Here is a 17,433-nt window from a genome sequence, read left to right on the forward strand (position 1 = left end):
CGCCCTGGCTTTTCATGGCGATAATGCTGTCTCAGCCCCGAACGGCATTATCCCGCGCCGCAACGCGATGACGCGTTGCCGGGCAACAGGTATGGAACCCACTCCGGTGCCACTCCCACAGTGCCGGCGAACGGGTTTTTAAACGTTTATTTTTTTGTAGCGTTCAAGGCGGATTCAATGAAGACTCTGAGTGCGAAACCAGAAACCGTAACGCGTGACTGGTACGTTGTAGACGCAGCCGGCAAGACGCTGGGTCGTCTGTCAACCGAGATCGCCCGTCGTCTGCGGGGCAAGCATAAGCCTGAGTACACCCCTCACGTCGACACCGGTGATTATATTGTTGTGATCAACGCGGGCCAGGTCCGGGTTACCGGCAAAAAGGCGAATGCCAAGATGTACTACAGCCATACCGGCTTCCCCGGTGGTATCAAGTCCATCAACTTCGAGAAGCTGATTGACAAGGCGCCCGAGCAGATCATCCAGAAATCTGTGAAGGGTATGCTGCCGAAGGGTCCCCTCGGTCGCGCCATGTTCAAGAAGCTGAAAATCTATGCCGGTGCCGAGCATCCCCATGCAGCCCAGCAGCCCAAAGAACTCGACATTTAACGGAAGGCGGATATGTCTGTAGCACAAAATTACGGTACTGGTCGCCGCAAGAATTCCACGGCTCGCGTCTTTATCAAGCCGGGTAGCGGTAACATCACTATCAACGGTCGCACCATCGAAGACTTCTTCGGTCGTGAGACTCTGCGCATGATCGTCCGTCAGCCGCTGGTCGTGGCTGACTCCTCCGATCGGTTCGATATCCAGGTCACCGTCAAGGGTGGCGGCACCAGTGGTCAGGCGGGCGCAATCCGTCACGGCCTTACCCGTGCCCTGATGGATTACGACGAAACCCTGCGTCCTGCGCTTCGCAAGGCCGGCTACGTCACTCGTGACGCCCGCCAGGTGGAGCGGAAGAAAGTGGGTCTTCGCAAGGCGCGTAAGCGTCCGCAGTACTCCAAGCGTTAATCCTGTTATCAGGTCCGCTTCAGAAACCCGGCCCCGTGCCGGGTTTTTTGTTGGGCGAAAGCTCGATCAAGAGCGATTGCGCGGCGCGGTTTTGGGGCAGGGATACCGGTTTCCGGCTTGTAAGGCAGCGGTAATTTCATTACCATTTGTGCGCTTATAATTTTGGGTTGTTGAAGTCCTTTTTCAATGTGTGAGCGGCCGTCAGGGCGGCAATCGCATTGCCTGATGGGAGAAAACCATAATGAATAATGGCGACGTTAGCCAGGGCCGACGCCGATTCCTGATCGGCGCGACTTCGGTTGTGGGGGGTATCGGCGTCGTCGGTGCAGCCGTTCCTTTCGTGGCATCCTGGAATCCCAGTGCCAGAGCGGAAGCAGCAGGTGCACCGGTCACCGTCAATGTCAGCAAACTTGAACCGGGTCAGCAGATGACCGTCGAGTGGCGAGGCAAGCCCGTCTGGGTCGTTCGTCGCACCGACGACATGGCCGAGCGGATTCTGGAGATGAACGACCGGGTCAAGGACCCCTTGTCGGAGGAAGCCTCTCAGCCGGATTACATCGACGGGCCACTGCGATCCCTGAAGGACGGTTATGCGGTCCTGATCGGTATCTGTACACACCTGGGATGTTCGCCCCAGTACCGGCCGGAAGTTTCGCCGGCGGATCTGGGTGAGGACTGGCTGGGCGGTTACTTTTGTGCCTGCCACGGCTCCAAGTACGATCTTGCCGGCCGGGTCTACCCGAACCAGCCCGCACCGTCGAACCTGGTAATACCGCCCCATCGTTACGACGATGAGTTTACCTTGACCGTGGGTCTGGATCCTGAGGGGGCTGCCTGATGAACAAGCTGATTAACTGGGTTGACGAGCGTCTGCCCGTCGTTGAGGCGTGGAACAAGCACCTCGCCAAGTACTACGCCCCCAAGAACTTCAACATCTGGTATTTTTTCGGCTCCCTGGCGCTGCTTGTGCTGGTGAACCAGCTGATTACGGGGATCTGGCTGACCATGAGCTATAACCCGTCGGCGGACGGGGCTTTTGCCTCCGTTGAGTACATCATGCGTGATGTCCAGTGGGGCTGGTTACTGCGATACCTCCACTCCACCGGTGCCTCTGCGTTTTTCGTGGTGGTGTACCTCCATATGTTCCGGGGGCTGATGTACGGGTCCTACCAGAAGCCGCGGGAGCTGATCTGGATCTTCGGCATGACGATCTACCTGGTGCTGATGGCTGAGGCCTTCATGGGTTACATGCTGCCCTGGGGTCAGATGTCCTACTGGGGCGCGCAGGTTATTGTCAACCTGTTCGGGGCCATCCCGGTAATTGGCGAGGACCTTGCTCTCTGGATTCGTGGGGACTACCTCATCTCCGGCATTACCCTGAACCGTTTCTTTGCCCTGCACGTGGTGGCGTTGCCCATCGTCCTGCTTGGGCTGGTGGTGCTGCATATCCTTGCGCTCCACGAGGTGGGTTCAAACAACCCCGACGGTATCGACATCAAGAAGAACAAGGACGAAAACGGCATTCCGAAAGACGGGATTCCGTTCCATCCTTACTACACCGTTCATGACCTTATGGGCGTCGCGGTATTCTTCTTCGTCTTCTTCCTGGTGGTGTTCTTCTTCCCGGAGATGGGCGGGCTGTTCCTCGAGAAGCCGAACTTTGAACCGGCAAACCCCCTGAAGACCCCGGATCACATTGCTCCGGTATGGTACTTCACGCCGTTCTACGCGATGCTCCGGGCTGTAACCGTTGATCTCTTCGGCCTCGACGCGAAGTTCTGGGGTGTGGTTGTCATGGGTGGTGCCATAGCGATTCTGTTCGTGCTGCCGTGGCTCGACCGCAGCCCGGTACGCTCCATGCGCTACAAGGGTTGGCTGAGCCGGATAGCGTTGGGCATCTTCGCGGTCAGCTTCGTTGTGCTGGGGTACCTGGGTATCGTGCCAGCCACTGAAGGTCGAACCACCGTGGCCCAGATTCTGACCACGTTTTACTTCCTCTACTTCATCCTCATGCCGTTTTACACGCGGATGGAGAAAACCAAGCCAGTACCAGAGAGGGTGACAGGATGAAAAAACTGATTCTGGGTCTTTTCATGACAGTCCTGCCGGCCCTCACCATGGCGGCAGCCCCGACCGTGCCCCTGGATACCATGGAGCCGGATCACACCAACAAGCCCTCCCTGCAACGCGGGGCGGCTCTGTTCACCAACTATTGTCTGGGTTGCCACTCCCTGGAGTATGCCCGGTACATGAGGGTTGCGGACGATCTGGAGATTCCCCGGGAGATGTACGAGGAGAACCTGATTTTTACCGGGGCCAAGATCGGTGAGCTGATTGAGATTGGCATGGACAAGAGTGAGGCCGCGGACTGGTTCGGTAATGCACCGCCCGACCTGACCCTGGTCTCCCGTGTTCGGGGCGAGGACTGGCTGTATTCCTACTTCCGCGCCTTCTATAAAGATGAAGGTCGCCCGCTGGGGGTCAACAACGCGGTGTTCGAGAATGTGGGCATGCCGCACGTGCTGACGAACATGCAGGGGCTCTGTGCCGTACCGCCGAAAATCGGCACCAATCCCAGTGTCGATCCTCTCAGCGGTGACGTGCGAGGTACCGATATCTGTGGGGAGTGGGCAATTGAGGGCACCATGGAGCCGGTTGAGTTCAACCGTGCCATGTATGACCTGACCAACTTCCTTTCTTATATGGGAGATCCGGTCAAGGTCGAACGTGAACGCCTGGGTATTCTGGTGCTCATCTTCGTCGCGATCTTCTTTGTATTCGCCTATCTGCTGAACCGTGAGTACTGGAAAGACGTGCACTAGGGTTTTGGCGTATAATTGACGCAGTGAGAACCCAGCGGGCCAGAGTTGGCCCGCTGGTTTTTTGCGTTCAGCAGATGGTATCCGGTTTATCTAATCGTGGAGTCGTTCTATGGGCGTTGTGACCAAGAGGTCATCAATGACGTTTTTTTCCGATCCGTCCAGCCATTACAGCCATCGGGTTCGTATTGTGCTTGCGGAGAAGGGCGTTACCGTTGATGTTGTAGACGTTGACCCTGACAATCCGCCGTCCGAACTGGCGGACCTTAATCCCTACAATGCCCTTCCTACCCTGGTGGATCGTGATCTGGTGCTTTACGAGCCCAATATCATGATGGAGTATCTGGACGAGCGGTTTCCACACCCCCCGCTGTTACCGGTGTATCCGGTAGCCCGTGCCAACAGTCGCCTGATGATCCATCGCATTCAGAAAGACTGGTGCGGCCTTGTGGACCAGCTTCTTGCGGAGCCGGGTCATAAGTCGTCCGAGTCTGCCCGCAAGGAGCTTCGGGAGAGTCTGCTAGCCACTGCGCCTCTGTTCGGCGAAATGCCCTTCTTCATGTCAGAGGAGTTCACCATTGTGGATTGCTGCATTGCGCCGATCCTCTGGCGCCTGCCGGCAATGGGAATCGAATTGGACGACAAGCAGGCCAAGCCGATCCAGAAATACATGGACCGGATCTTCAGCCGGGAGGGCTTCAAGGCAAGCCTTTCGGATCTTGAGGAAGATATTCGCAGTTAACAGGGGAGGGCCCGGGGATTCGCCGGGCCTCTGGCCTTGGCCAAGGAGAGTGCAGTGTCTGAACACAAGGTGACTATGAATTCCAGTCGGCCCTATCTCGTCAGGGCATTCAACGACTGGATCCTGGATAACCATTGTACGCCCCACATTGTGGTGGACGCGGGCATCCAGGGCGTTCAGGTTCCCGCCGATCATGTGGCCAACGGCCAGATCGTGCTCAACATCAGTCCGTCTGCTGTCAAGGCGCTGATGATCGGGGATGATGCCCTGGAGTTCAGTGCCCGCTTCGGCGGGGTGCCCATGCAGGTGTATATCCCGCTGCAGGCCGTTATGGCCATATACGCTCGGGAAAATGGCGAGGGAATGGTGTTCGGCAGTGAGCCGGGCTCACCCGATCCGGATGGCGGCAGGCCGTCGAAATCCCAGGAGCCCCGGGAGGGCGACAAAGAGCGTCCGGCGGGTCGTCCAAGCCTCAAGGTCGTCAAGTAATCCCACTGGAGAGGCCGGCCACTGTCGGTCTCTTCAGCCCTTGCCGTCTCGCATCAACCGCCGAACAGGCTTTCCTCCACCAATCTGCATAAAGCGGTACTTACCAGCATCAGGATTGGCATGGCGGTGACCGGATCGAGGTCGTTCAATGCAAGCTCCTGATCGTGGGGCTGGAGCAGTGAGGTGATATCGGTCTTCTCCTTCGCACTGATCACAATCACCCTGATCTCCCTCTCGTGAGCTGCCTGAATCGCCTGGATAAGGTTTGCCTTGTGGCCATCGTCGACAATGACGACCAGGGTGTCACCGGGTTTTCCCAGGGCGGTAACCTGGCGGGCAAAGGTTTCGTTAAACCGGTTGTCACGGCAGATGGCCGAGTAGGTGGTGGCATCCGCCCCCAGGTTAATGGCTGGCAGGCCCGGGCGGTCCTGATCGAGCCGGCCGAGCAGGGAAGTGCTGAGGTACTGGGCAACAGTGTTCGCGCTACCGTTGGCGCAGGTAAGTATCTTGCCGTCATTCAGCAATGTATCCACCAGGGTCTCTGCCACTGCGGGAATTCGATCGGCTACCAGGCTGGCTGCCATGGCAGTCTGCTCCATGTGCTCACCAAACCACTGATTTACGCTCTCTTCACTGCTGTTCATGTTGTTGCCTGAATCGCGTTCCGAATCCAGCGGACGCGATACTTGCTCGTGTCCCCCGGTGCTATGGCTATGACATCAATGCGGCAATTGCAGTTCCACAGCTGATGCCGGTGAAGGTAATAGGTGGCCGCCCTGAGCAGTCGTTGCTGCTTTCGCCAGCCGATGGACTCCGCGCCGTCGGTGAGGCTACCGCTCTTTCGAAAGCGAACCTCGAAAAAAACCAGCGTGTCGCCGTCCCTGCCGATCAGATCGATTTCGCCACCCCGGCTGTAGACGTTCCTGTCGGTAATGGTGACTCCCTTGCTTTGCAGGTAACGGGCCGCCACGGCTTCTGCATGATTTCCGACCGCCTTGCTGGTCGGGCCCTGTGCTGGTTTGCGCTGGCTGCCTTCCCTGGCGTCCATGTTCAGTTCTGCTCTGGTTCGAATGTGATAACGCTGTCCTGATCTTCGTCCTGCTCCGATACCAGGACCGGGACGCCCTCCCGGAACACGCCCCAGAGTTGAGTGCGGTGAATTCGACCGCGGTCATCCAGGGTAAGCTCACCGGTGTGTCCGTCGACAATGGTATCGGGGATTTTCTGCATCAGTGGCAGGCGGGTGCTGAGGATCCAGGCGTCAGCTCCCATGGCGAAGAGCCGACCCAGCGGTCCGGCAAGGTTGTCGAACTGCTCATAGGCTTGTTGGCGGAACTTGGTGTCCCTGTCGAGGATCCACGGCAGGTCGGTGAAGAAGACGCCGTTGAGGTCCCGGTCGCGAGTCGGATCGGGACGGCCCGTGTAGACAATGGACGGGGAGAACACCGGCAGGTCACCCGCGTAATAGAACGAAAACAGGGGCTTGAACTGACGGGCAATAACCGGCTCGGCCACCATGATGATGGCCTCGGCATCCTGTCGCCGCCGGGGTTCGAATTCGACGTTCAGGCCCATGGTGCGCTCAAGCTCGATGGCCCGCTCGCGGCTGGCGTTGATGCCCAGCAGGTCAGCGGCGACATCCCGGAAGTTGTCGGTATCAAAGTACCGGTCCATCTCCAGTACCACCCCTTCCTGTTCGTTAAGTCGCTTCTGCAGCACTTCAGCAATACGATCACCCCACTCGCCTCTCGGGATGACCACCAGTACCTGGGTCAGTCCCTCTGCCGAAACCCGATCGGCGATCTGGCGAGCCTCATCCTCGGCGGACAGACCGAACTGGAACAGCTCCCGGGGGGAGGCCCGGTTGTGTTCCGGTGCGTAGTTCAGGGCAAGTACCGGGACCGGCAGCTGATCCTGTTCTGCCAGACGGCCTACATCTTCCTTGCCCAGAGGACCGATGATCAGGTCGGGCTTGGTCTGAAGGAGTTCGGGCATGATATCGGCAAAGGCGCGGCCATGGGTGTCAACAATCGTTATCTGGGTGTTATCGGGACCAGGGCTGACCGGTACAGCACGCTTCTCGTTGCCGTCGTTCAGATTGTCGTCGGTCGCGGCATTCTCAGGGCTTTCTTTATTTCCTGCGCTCTCGGCACTGCGGCCCTGCCGTTCCCCCGAGGCGTAATAAGCAGCCAGGAACCCCTCCCGAACCATGTTGCCGGCTGCGGCCAGGGGGCCGCTCAGGGGTATCGCCAGGGTAATCCGCTCCGGACGCTTTTCGATGACCTGAGTCATGAGCGCCAGTTCACTCGGCAGGGGTTGGGTACCGGGGTGGCCGATCCAGTTGAACTGCCAGTTGCGAATCGCCCGGCTCTCTTCCTCAAGGGTTAGTCCTGGCTGGCGGAGGGTTGCGGCGAGCTCGAACCAGCCCTGATTCTCGAAACCGACTGCGGATGCTGCCGCTTTTTCGAGTTCGGAAGTGGAGGTCTGCTTGAGTGCCTGCCATATGCGGTCGTTGATAGCCTGGCGGTCCATCTCCAGCAGTTGGGGGTCGATAGCCATCAGCAGCTGGGCTGCCTTGAGGTGTTCGCCGGCAAGTCCGTATACCGAGATCTGGAGATTGGCCACGCGTGCGAGAAGCTCTTCAGGGTACTCCTGGTACTGTTGCGGTGTCAGGTTTCGCGCCAGATCCTCTGCCCAGTCGCGGTCGTCAAGGGCGACCGCGCTGCCCATGCTCAGCAGCAGGTACTGCGCCCGCAGTTCAGCCACCGGGTCGGCCAGGGTGTCGCTGCGCAAAATACGGCGGGCGAAATCGTGCTGACCATTGTCCTGGAAATTCGCGGCTGCCTTGAGCAGAAAACGCTGGGTTTCAAGCCCCGGATCCAGGTCCTGGGATGCTGAGAGTGCCTCTTCCGCAGTGCGGAGCGACTCCGTCTGCAGGCCAATCGGAGCACAGCCACTGGCAATCAGGGCGGTCAGGATGGAAGCGGCCGCAAGGCGGCGCAGGTTCGGCAGGTGACAGCTCATATCAGGCAGGGCTCCTTGAGGTGCTGGCGGAAGGCCGGCATAGTGTCTCTCTGGTTAATGGTGTCAGGATCAGCAAGTTTACCAGCTCGTCCTTTTTTTCGCAGGATACTCTCAGGGGAAATCCGGTTGGTTTCTAAAGCGTCTTTGCCGGTCTCGTCCGGAACTCTCTACATTGTGGCAACGCCAATCGGCAACCTGGATGACCTTTCTGCAAGGGCAGCACGGGTTCTGTCGGAAGTGAACCTGATTGCGGCGGAAGATACCCGCCACAGTGGCCGGCTCCTTCAGCATCTGGGAATCGATAAGCCCATGTGGGCATTGCACGATCACAATGAGCGCGACCGTGCCACCGGACTGCTGGACCGTGTCGAAAAGGGCGAATCGGTGGCGTTGATTTCCGACGCCGGGACGCCCCTGATCTCCGACCCGGGCTTTGTGCTGGTGCGAGAGGCACGGGCGCGGGGGATCCCTGTAAGTCCGGTGCCCGGCCCCTGTGCCCTGGTGGCGGCGCTTTCGGCAGCCGGCCTGCCTACTGACCGTTTTCTTTTCGAAGGGTTTCTTCCGGCCAAGGCAGGGGCAAGAGCCAAAGCCCTGCAGGCGCTCTCACGGGAGACAGCTACTCTGGTGTTCTACGAGTCACCCCGGCGGATCCAGGACCTGGTCGCGGAGCTGGCGACCTGCTTCGGCCCGGATCGCCAGGTGGTGCTTGCGCGAGAGCTGACGAAGGCGTTTGAAACCTTCTACTCCGGTACCACTGGTGAGGTGCTGGAGGCTATTGTCGGGGATGAGAATTCAGGCAAGGGGGAGTACGTTGTCATGGTCGCCGGGGCGGCGCCCGAAAGGACAACGGATGCCCTGGTGGAGGCGGATCAGGTGTTGCGGCTGCTGCTGCCTGAACTGCCCGTGAAAAAGGCGGTGCGGATTGCCGCCGAGTTGACCGGTGGTGCCCGAAATGACCTGTACCAGCGAGCCCTCAAGCTCAAGGAACAGTAGCAGGTCCCGTGACAAATCTCTTGCGCCCCGGGCGGCGCGGGGGTATGGTCTCGCCTGAGCTCGCCAGACAGCCGCCGCCGGCCCAGCCGGGGGAGGAAAGTCCGGGCTCCGCAGGGCAAGGTGCCAGGTAACGCCTGGGCGGCGTGAGCCGACGGAAAGTGCAACAGAAAGCAGACCGCCTAAGCGCCTTCGGGCGCCGGTAAGGGTGAAACGGTGCGGTAAGAGCGCACCGCGTGGCTGGCAACAGTCCACGGCGATGGTAAACCCCACCTGGAGCAAGACCAAATAGGAGTCCTATGGCGTGGCCCGCGCTGGACTCGGGTAGGTTGCTTGAGGCCTGTGGTGACGCAGGCCCTAGATGAATGGCTGTCCTCGACAGAACCCGGCTTATCGGCGAGCTCACTCTTTTTTCCTGCCCTCATCCGAGGGCCCTCCCAGCAATATTTCACAGACCTGTGAAATATGTAGTTTTTCTACCTGTCCCGTTATAGCGAAAAATTCTTAAACCTCGCACGCTTTCTTTAAAGGTATTCGCAGGCTTTTGATTTGATGACGTTTATTCAGGTGATTCTTCGCTCCTGCCTTTATCTTGCCTTCTAACTCCTTGTCATTAAAGAAACTTTTGTAATGCTCGTGCCCCCGTTGGTGCTTGCATTGTCATTTGCGTGTTTCTATAGTGTGCAGGAGTGGGAAAAAGTGGAATTTAGTGGTTTATCGTGGTGTCGGTGTGGTGGCGAGTGGGTCACGGTGTTAACGGCATTGCGATATCGGGAAGTGATACCAACAAACAGGGGCGGCAGCAGGGTCTGCAAATCGAGCGATGAGCAATTTTCTTGGCAGTCACGCAATCAACATGGATGCAAAGGGTCGCCTGGCGATTCCTGCCCGTGTGCGTGAAGAACTGCAGGAAGAATGCGGCGGTCGCATCGTGCTGACAGCCAATGCCGATGAAGAACGATGCCTGCTGATGTATCCCGAGCCGACATTTGAAGTTCTGCGCACGGAAATTGCCCGACTCCCTAACATGAATAAAAAGGCGCGTCGTCTGCAGCGCCTGATTCTTGGTCACGCAACGCCGTTGGAGCTGGATTCCGCCGGTCGCATTCTGGTGCCGCCAACCTTGCGCAGTTATGCCCGTCTGGAGAAGAAACTGATGCTGATCGGCCAGGGCAAGAAGCTCGAGCTCTGGAGTGAGGAACGGTGGTTCGCCTGGCTGGATGAGTCTGATGACGATGACGAGATGCCGGCCGAAATGGAGGCCCTGTCGCTATGACGACCGATAATTCGCGGGCCGGGATCCTCCATCGCTCTGTGCTTCTGGATCAGGCGGTTGAGCTGCTGGTTCTTGATCCGAGGGGTCGCTATATCGACGGCACCTTTGGTCGTGGTGGACATAGCCGACTGATACTCAAGCACCTTGAAGGAGAGGGGTGTCTGCTCGGTATCGATAAGGACCCGGAGGCGGTCCGGTTCGGAAAAGCGCTGGCGGCCGAAGATGGCCGCTTCGTCGTTTATCACGGCTCTTTCGCGGATATGGAAGATGCCGCCTCTGTCCAGGGGTGGGAGGAAGGATCCGTTGCGGGAATTCTTCTCGACCTGGGGGTCTCATCGCCACAGCTGGATGATCCGGCCCGGGGATTCAGCTTTATGAGCGAAGGCCCCCTGGATATGCGAATGGACCCCAGTCGCTCTCCCAGTGCGGCCGAGTGGCTCAACACCGCTGCGGAACAGGAAATCGCCGATGTGATCTGGCGCTTCGGAGAAGAGCGGTTTTCCCGCAGGATCGCCCGTGCTGTGGTTCTGGCGCGGGAGGAGGAGCCGCTGACAACCACCAGGCAGTTTGCCGAGCTGGTACGTCAGGCGGTTCCCAAAAAGGAAAAGCACAAGCATCCGGCCACCCGGAGTTTTCAGGCGGTGAGGATCTTCATAAACCGGGAACTCAGTGATCTGGAAGACGGTCTTGAGCAGGCCGTGCGGCTTCTCGGTCCCGGCGGTCGCCTGGTGGTGATCAGTTTTCATTCCCTGGAGGACCGGATCGTGAAGCGGTTCATGAGGGACCTGTCCCGGGGGCCTCAGTTGCCCCGTGGCCTGCCGGTCAGGGCTAGCGATGTTGAGCCGCCGTTCCGGACTATCGGTAAGGCTCTGAAAGCAAGCGAGCCTGAGATAAAGGAAAACGTTCGCGCGCGCAGCGCCGTTATGAGAGTGCTGGAGCGCCGTGCCGACATGAGCGGAGATCAATCCAAATGAGTGCCGTGACACTGGAAAAACCGGCCAGGGCGTCAGCCCTGTCCCGGGAAAACGTGAGGGAGAGGGTCTCGGACGCCCTCAAGCTGTCAGGCCGCATTTTTCATACCCTGAGTGAGCCCAGGGTTGTGGTGACGCTGGGCCTGGCTGCGCTGCTTATTGGCTCCGCCATTGGGGTGGCGGTCAGTGCCCATCAGAATCGCAACCTCTCCAATACCCTGTCCGAGCTTCAGGCAGAGCGCGATGGGTATCAGCGGCAGTGGAGTCAGCTGTTGCTGGAACAGAGCGCGCTGAGCGCTCACGGTCGCATCGAGCGCAAGGCCGCAGAGGAGCTCGGCATGATTGTGCCCGGGCGTGAGCATATCGTACTGGTGCCCCAGCGGGGCCTCGCCAGGGCCGGGGGACTATAACACCTCATGAACCGGCAGGAACCCCAGCCCACCAAGATGCAGAGATTTGTTGCCAGCCTGAAGGCCTGGCGATTCGGCTGCGTAATGGGAGTTTTTCTGCTGGTTGTCGGTGCCCTGGGTTGGCGGCTGGTGGACCTGCATGTGGTCGACCGGGAGTTTCTTCGCCAGCAGGGGGATGTTCGAACAATCCGGGTGGATGCCATTGATGCCCATCGCGGCATGATCACAGATCGCTACGGCGAGCCCCTGGCGGTCAGTACACCGGTCGAGACCCTCTGGGCCAATCCTGGTGAGACCGATCCCGACGATCCGCGTCTGGCCAGCCTGGCCAGTGTGATTGGCGTCAATGAGGCGCAGCTCAGGAAGCGTCTGCGGGAGTATGGCTCACGGGAATTCATTTACGTCCGGCGCAAGGTCCAGCCCTCTATTGCCAGGGAAGCCCTGGCCCTGGGAATTCCCGGGTTCTACAGTCGGCTGGAATACAAGCGCTACTATCCTGCCGGCGAAGTGAGCGCCCACCTGGTTGGTTTCACCGACATTGATGAAGCGGGCCAGGAAGGCGTGGAGCTTTCCTATAACGAGTGGTTGAGCGGCGTTCCCGGCCGAAAGCGCGTTCTGAGGGACAACCGTGGCCGGCTGATTCGGGATCTTTCCCTGATCCGGGATGCCAGACCCGGCAAGGATCTTACCCTGAGCCTGGACCTGCGGCTCCAGTATCTCGCCTACCGCGAACTCAAGGCGGTGGTGCAGGCTCACAAGGCGCGGGGCGGCACCCTGGTGATGCTGGATGTGGACACCGGGGAAGTGCTCGCCATGGTCAACCAGCAGTCCTATAACCCCAATGACCGCCGTCAGCTGGATCCGGCCCGGCTGCGGAACAAGGCGGTCACCGATCTGTTCGAGCCCGGCTCGACAATGAAGCCCCTTGCCATGGCCGCCGCTCTCGAGAGTGGCGACTATTCCCTGGATACCGTCATCAACACCAGTCCCGGCCACCGTCGTTTCGGGCGCTTTACCATCCGTGACCACCGCAATTACGGAGCGCTGTCCTTAACTGACATCATAGTCCGTTCGAGCAACGTGGGCATCAGCCTGATCGCTAACGATCTGGGTGGTGACCTGATCAGGGATTTCTATTTCCAGCTGGGTCTGGGACAGCCCACGGGTATCGGTTTTCCCGGTGAGGCGGTGGGGGTTCTGCCTTCAACCAATCGTTGGCGCCCGGTGGAAGAGGCCACACTGTCCTATGGCTACGGCATGAGTGTGAACGCCCTGCAACTGGCGCAGGCCTACATGGCCCTTGCCAACGGAGGTGTGCGGTACCCGGTCAGTCTGACTCGTCTGCAACAGCCACCAATTGGTCATCGCGTCATGTCCGAGACTGTGGCCATGCAGGTTCGGGACATGCTGCAGCAGGCTGTTGAACGAGGTACCGGTAAGCGGGCCCTGCCGGCACTGTATTCCGCTGGCGGCAAAACCGGCACGGTTCACCTGGTGGGGGCGAATGGTTACGAAGACAGCCAGTACAAGGCCATTTTTGCCGGCATGGCGCCAATGGAAGATCCAAAAATTGTAACCGTGGTAGCCGTGGATGCGCCCCAGGGTGGAGACTATTACGGTGGTGAGGTGGCGGCGCCGGTATTCGCGCGGGTCATGGGCGATGCCCTGCGGCTGCTTAACGTAAGGCCTGAGTTGACCGCCGTCGAAGCGGCGGCCCAGACGCCGGCTGATTCCGGGGAGCGAGGGTAGGCACATGTGCATGACATCCTTGAGCACGCTACTGCAGGGTATCACCGAAGTTCCCTCGGTCTTTGATGTGACCATCCACGGCCTGCGGACCCATAGCCGACACGTACGGCCCGGCGATGCCTTTGTCGCACTCGCTGGCAGCGCGACCCCAGCCGCTCACTATATGGACGATGCTATCGATTCGGGCGCCATTGTGATCATTCTCGATGTGGACGCGGCGGCACCCTGCTACGAGTACCGTGGCGCTCTAGTAGTCCCCGTGCGAGGCCTTCGCGGGCATCTCGGAAGGATTGCCGACCGTTTCTTCGAGCATCCTTCCCGGCGTTTGCGCGTGGTGGGTGTGACAGGCACCAACGGCAAGACCTCCGTCAGTCATTTCATTGCCCAGCTGCTCAGCGCCACGGGCATGCCCTGTGGTGTTCTGGGAACTCTGGGCTATGGCATGCCGGGTAACCTCAGGACCGCCAGCCACACCACACCCGATGTGGTGGAGGTGAACCGGGCGCTGTTTTCGGTGATTGGCGAAGGGGGCCGGGCAGTGGCCATGGAAGTCTCTTCCCACGCCCTAGACCAGGGCCGGGTGGACGATCTGTCGATGATCGGAGCCGTGTTCACCAACCTGACCCGGGATCATCTGGATTACCACGGCTCCATGGAGGCGTACGGTCGGGCCAAGGCGTCACTGTTCCTCCGTGAAGGTCTCCATTTCGCCGTTATCAACTTTGATGATCCGTTCGGTCGCCAGCTCTATGAGCGGACAGAGGGGCTGTGCGACCGGATCCGGTATAGCCTCCACGAACCCCAGACTGAACTCTGGATGACCGCCTTCACGCCCTCGGCTGACGGCTTCGAGGCGTCTCTTGATGGCCATTGGGGCCGCTTCAATGTGGCAGCGCCCCTGATGGGCAGTTTCAACGCCAGCAACCTGCTTGCGGCCATGGCGACGGTGCTCAGTCTCGGTGTCTCCCCGGGCGCGGTGGCGGAGGCGGTGCCCGCGCTGGTTGCGCCGGCCGGCCGGCTGGAGCGTTACACCAGCGCCAATGGCGTGACAGCAGTAGTGGACTATGCCCATACCACCGACGCCCTCGCCAACGCTCTTGCTGCACTTCGTCCACACGTCAGGGGCAGGCTGATCTGTGTCTTCGGCTGCGGCGGCGATCGCGATACGGGTAAGCGCCCCGAAATGGGACGGGAGGCCGAGAAGGGGGCCGACAGGGTCATCGTGACGGACGACAACCCCCGATCAGAATCGCCGGAAGCCATCGTCCGGGAGATTCTCGCGGGTATAGATGATATCGGAGCGGTGACGGTGATCCACGATCGCGCCGATGCCATCCGCCAGGCCATCGATTCGGCGGTCCCGGGAGATGTGGTACTGGTGGCTGGCAAGGGGCACGAGGCCTGGCAGGAGCGTCACGGCGCCCGGGTTCCCTTCAGTGACGTGGCCCATGTTCGCGACGCCCTGGGCCTTGAGGAGGGAGTGGCATGATCCGACCGATAACCTTGCAGGAAGCGGCCGGGGTGCTCGGGGCAGTTGCCCCCGCTGACGACCCGGTGTTCACCAATGTCAGCACTGATACCCGTGCCGTTCGGCCCGGCGACCTTTTCGTGGCATTGCGTGGAGAGCGCTTCGACGGCCATCGTTTTCTCCAGGCTGCGAAAACCGCCGGGGCGGTGGCTGCCGTGGTGGAAGAAGAGAACCCCGATATTGACCTGCCGCAGCTGCGGGTGGCCGATACCGTCCAGGCGCTGGCGGACCTGGCCCGCCACAATCGCGAGCTCAGTGACGCTGCGGTGGTCGCACTCACCGGCAGCAGTGGCAAAACCACGCTCAAGGAGATGTTGTCCGCGATTCTGGCCGGAGAAGGTGAGACCCTGGCCACCAGCGGCAACCTGAACAACCACATTGGTGCGCCCCTGACCCTGTTCCGGTTGAGCCCGCAACATCGCTTTGCAGTCATTGAGCTGGGTGCCAGCGGTATGGGCGAAATCGCTCATACCGTTGCGGTCGCCAGGCCTCACGTTGCTGTTATCACCAATGCCGGGGAGGCTCACCTGGAGGGTTTCGGCGGCTACGACAATATCGTTCAGGGCAAGGGCGAGATTATCGACGGAGTTGCCGAAGGTGGTGTCGTGGTACTCAACCGGGACGATCCCGCCTTCGATCGCTGGCTGCAACGGGCCGGCTCTCGCCGGGTAATTTCCGCCAGCGCCAAAGGGTTAACAGCGGATTACCGCTGCAGCGACTACGAGCCGCTCGATGGCGGTTATCGCTTTACCGTCGAAGGCCCTGGCGGGCAGGTAAGGAGGCTTATGCTTGCCATGCCGGGCATCCACAATATCGGCAATGCCCTGCTTGCCATTGCCGCCGCAGAAGCAATCAGTGCCGGCGAGAGGGCCATAGAGCAGGGGCTGGCGGCGGTAAGGCCAACCGCGGGCCGTCTACAGCGCCAGGAACTCAGCGAGCAGATCACTCTGATCGATGACAGTTACAACGCCAATCCCAGCTCGGTAAAGGCAGCTCTGGCGGTGCTGGCGGAAGCGGCTGGCACGCGCATTGCGGTGCTGGGTGCCATGGCAGAGCTGGGTGGTGAAGCGCCGCGCCTCCATCGGGAGGTAGGAGAGAAGGCGCTGGCCCTGGGTATCGACCACTGTCTGGTGGTGGGCACGAACGAAGACTGTCGGGCACTGGCGGAAGGGGCCGGCGAGAGCGCCCTCAGGTTCGACAATCACGGGCAGGCCGTGGACTGGCTATTGTCTCAACACACCGGACCCGTGACCGTACTGGTCAAGGGCTCCCGCAGTTCTGCCATGGACCAGGTGGTGACGTTATTAAAAGAAAAGGTGAATAACCCATGCTCCTCTGGCTGACGGAACTGCTGACGCCCTATTTCAGCCAATTGACGGTATTCCAGTACCTCACTCTGCGGGGGATTTTCGGCGTGCTCACGGCTTTGGCCATCTCTCTGTTGGTGGGGCCCACCATGATCCGCAAGCTCAGCCAGTACCAGATTGGTCAGGCGGTACGCAGCGACGGTCCCCAGACCCACCTGAGCAAGGCCGGGACCCCCACCATGGGGGGTGCACTGATCCTGGTGGCGGTCGGCGTGAGCACATTGCTCTGGGCAGACCTGGGTAACCGGTATGTCTGGATTACTCTGCTGGTTACCCTGGCATTCGGTGCCATTGGCTGGGTCGACGACTACCGCAAGGTGGTGGAGCGCAACCCAAGGGGCCTGCCGGCTCGATGGAAATATTTCTGGCAGTCGGTGATCGGGGCGGTTGCCGCCATTGCACTGTTTTACAGTTCGTCTCTGCCCCAGGAAACCTCCCTGTATCTTCCGTTTTTCAAGAATGTGTCGCTGACCCTGGGGCCGGTGCTGTTTGTCCTGTTGAGCTATTTCGTCATCGTGGGCAGCAGTAACGCGGTCAACCTGACCGATGGTCTGGACGGGCTTGCGATCATGCCGACCGTGATGGTGGGGTCCGCTCTCGGCATTTTCGCCTACGTCTCAGGCCACTCTCAGTTTGCCGGTTACCTGCTTATCCCCCACCTTCCCGGCAGCGGCGAACTGATCGTCTTCTGTGGTGCCCTGGTGGGCGCTGGCCTGGGCTTTCTATGGTTCAACACCTACCCGGCACAGGTGTTCATGGGGGATGTCGGTGCGCTGGCCCTGGGGGCAGCCCTGGGTGTGGTGGCGGTGATCACCCGGCAGGAGATCGTGCTGTTCATTATGGGTGGCGTCTTCGTGATGGAGACCATCTCCGTGATCCTGCAGGTAGCTTCGTTCCGGCTGACCGGCCGCCGGATCTTTCGTATGGCGCCGCTGCATCATCACTTTGAACTCAAAGGCTGGCCGGAGCCAAGGGTGATCGTCCGTTTCTGGGTGATCACAGTGATTCTGGTACTGATCGGGCTGTCGAGCCTGAAACTTCGTTAGGGACTGGCTGA

18 protein-coding genes and 1 other RNA gene are annotated in these 17,433 nt (G+C 60.0%); 16 read left to right on the forward strand and 3 right to left on the reverse strand.

Annotated features, from left to right (window positions below; translation table 11 throughout):
* The first annotated feature begins 177 nt into the window (after positions 1 to 177).
* From rplM to BM346_RS12840, 7 genes are all read left to right on the forward strand, one after another.
* Entirely contained in the window at positions 178 to 606 is a 429-nt protein-coding gene (gene rplM, locus BM346_RS12810) for a 50S ribosomal protein L13 (protein ID WP_092013769.1), read from the forward strand.
* A gap of 12 nt (positions 607 to 618) precedes the next feature.
* Entirely contained in the window at positions 619 to 1,011 is a 393-nt protein-coding gene (gene rpsI / locus BM346_RS12815; RefSeq protein ID WP_092013772.1) for a 30S ribosomal protein S9, read from the forward strand.
* Positions 1,012 to 1,252: 241 nt separating this feature from the next.
* Positions 1,253 to 1,849, forward strand: a complete 597-nt coding sequence (gene petA, locus BM346_RS12820; RefSeq protein WP_092013775.1) for a ubiquinol-cytochrome c reductase iron-sulfur subunit — start codon at positions 1,253 to 1,255, stop codon at positions 1,847 to 1,849.
* Positions 1,849 to 3,081 (forward strand): cytochrome b, encoded by a 1,233-nt coding sequence (locus BM346_RS12825; protein WP_092013777.1) that lies wholly within the window; start codon positions 1,849 to 1,851, stop codon positions 3,079 to 3,081. The genes petA and BM346_RS12825 overlap by 1 nt, the downstream gene beginning before the upstream one ends.
* Complete coding sequence (locus tag BM346_RS12830) at positions 3,078 to 3,833, forward strand: cytochrome c1 (protein ID WP_092013780.1); 756 nt, start codon at positions 3,078 to 3,080, stop codon at positions 3,831 to 3,833. The genes BM346_RS12825 and BM346_RS12830 overlap by 4 nt, the downstream gene beginning before the upstream one ends.
* Before the next feature lie 109 nt (positions 3,834 to 3,942).
* Positions 3,943 to 4,572, forward strand: a complete 630-nt coding sequence (locus BM346_RS12835) for a glutathione S-transferase N-terminal domain-containing protein (protein WP_092013783.1) — start codon at positions 3,943 to 3,945, stop codon at positions 4,570 to 4,572.
* Between the two features lie 75 nt (positions 4,573 to 4,647).
* Entirely contained in the window at positions 4,648 to 5,061 is a 414-nt protein-coding gene (locus tag BM346_RS12840) for a ClpXP protease specificity-enhancing factor (RefSeq protein WP_206675734.1), read from the forward strand.
* A gap of 53 nt (positions 5,062 to 5,114) precedes the next feature.
* On the opposite strand, the gene BM346_RS12845 is transcribed toward BM346_RS12840, so the two are convergent.
* Genes BM346_RS12845 through BM346_RS12855 form a run of 3 tightly spaced genes read right to left on the reverse strand, consistent with a single transcriptional unit; the run spans position 5,115 to position 8,085 of the window.
* On the reverse strand, positions 5,115 to 5,705 hold the full coding sequence (locus BM346_RS12845) for a D-sedoheptulose-7-phosphate isomerase (protein ID WP_092013788.1): 591 nt from the start codon (positions 5,703 to 5,705) through the stop codon (positions 5,115 to 5,117).
* Positions 5,702 to 6,109, reverse strand: a complete 408-nt coding sequence (locus tag BM346_RS12850; protein WP_092013791.1) for a YraN family protein — start codon at positions 6,107 to 6,109, stop codon at positions 5,702 to 5,704. Before BM346_RS12850 ends, BM346_RS12845 begins: the two co-directional genes overlap by 4 nt.
* A gap of 2 nt (positions 6,110 to 6,111) precedes the next feature.
* Positions 6,112 to 8,085, reverse strand: a complete 1,974-nt coding sequence (locus BM346_RS12855; RefSeq protein WP_092013794.1) for a penicillin-binding protein activator — start codon at positions 8,083 to 8,085, stop codon at positions 6,112 to 6,114.
* A gap of 174 nt (positions 8,086 to 8,259) precedes the next feature.
* Here BM346_RS12855 and rsmI point away from each other — a divergent pair, with 174 nt between their 5' ends.
* From rsmI to mraY, 9 genes are all read left to right on the forward strand, one after another.
* Positions 8,260 to 9,078 (forward strand): 16S rRNA (cytidine(1402)-2'-O)-methyltransferase, encoded by an 819-nt coding sequence (gene rsmI, locus BM346_RS12860; RefSeq protein ID WP_265013570.1) that lies wholly within the window; start codon positions 8,260 to 8,262, stop codon positions 9,076 to 9,078.
* A gap of 55 nt (positions 9,079 to 9,133) precedes the next feature.
* Positions 9,134 to 9,484, forward strand: an RNA gene (gene rnpB / locus BM346_RS12865) — RNase P RNA component class A.
* A gap of 414 nt (positions 9,485 to 9,898) precedes the next feature.
* Positions 9,899 to 10,351 (forward strand): division/cell wall cluster transcriptional repressor MraZ, encoded by a 453-nt coding sequence (gene mraZ, locus BM346_RS12870; protein ID WP_092013800.1) that lies wholly within the window; start codon positions 9,899 to 9,901, stop codon positions 10,349 to 10,351.
* Positions 10,348 to 11,325, forward strand: coding sequence for a 16S rRNA (cytosine(1402)-N(4))-methyltransferase RsmH (gene rsmH / locus BM346_RS12875; protein WP_092013803.1), 978 nt, complete (start codon positions 10,348 to 10,350; stop codon positions 11,323 to 11,325). Before mraZ ends, rsmH begins: the two co-directional genes overlap by 4 nt.
* Positions 11,322 to 11,732 carry a cell division protein FtsL gene (gene ftsL, locus BM346_RS12880; protein WP_092013806.1) on the forward strand — a complete coding sequence of 137 codons (411 nt, stop codon included), beginning with the start codon at positions 11,322 to 11,324 and terminating at the stop codon, positions 11,730 to 11,732. The genes rsmH and ftsL overlap by 4 nt, the downstream gene beginning before the upstream one ends.
* 6 nt (positions 11,733 to 11,738) lie before the next feature.
* Positions 11,739 to 13,481 (forward strand): peptidoglycan D,D-transpeptidase FtsI family protein, encoded by a 1,743-nt coding sequence (locus BM346_RS12885; RefSeq protein WP_174805184.1) that lies wholly within the window; start codon positions 11,739 to 11,741, stop codon positions 13,479 to 13,481.
* Between the two features lie 4 nt (positions 13,482 to 13,485).
* Positions 13,486 to 14,970, forward strand: a complete 1,485-nt coding sequence (locus BM346_RS12890) for a UDP-N-acetylmuramoyl-L-alanyl-D-glutamate--2,6-diaminopimelate ligase (protein WP_092013809.1) — start codon at positions 13,486 to 13,488, stop codon at positions 14,968 to 14,970.
* Complete coding sequence (locus BM346_RS12895) at positions 14,967 to 16,352, forward strand: UDP-N-acetylmuramoyl-tripeptide--D-alanyl-D-alanine ligase (protein WP_092013811.1); 1,386 nt, start codon at positions 14,967 to 14,969, stop codon at positions 16,350 to 16,352. Before BM346_RS12890 ends, BM346_RS12895 begins: the two co-directional genes overlap by 4 nt.
* Positions 16,337 to 17,422: a phospho-N-acetylmuramoyl-pentapeptide-transferase gene (mraY, locus tag BM346_RS12900; protein WP_092013814.1), complete on the forward strand. Its 1,086-nt coding sequence runs from the start codon at positions 16,337 to 16,339 to the stop codon at positions 17,420 to 17,422. Before BM346_RS12895 ends, mraY begins: the two co-directional genes overlap by 16 nt.
* The last annotated feature ends 11 nt before the right edge of the window (positions 17,423 to 17,433 follow it).

Origin of the sequence: Marinobacter daqiaonensis (assembly GCF_900115285.1) — a bacterium.
In the GTDB taxonomy this organism is placed as follows: domain Bacteria; phylum Pseudomonadota; class Gammaproteobacteria; order Pseudomonadales; family Oleiphilaceae; genus Marinobacter; species Marinobacter daqiaonensis.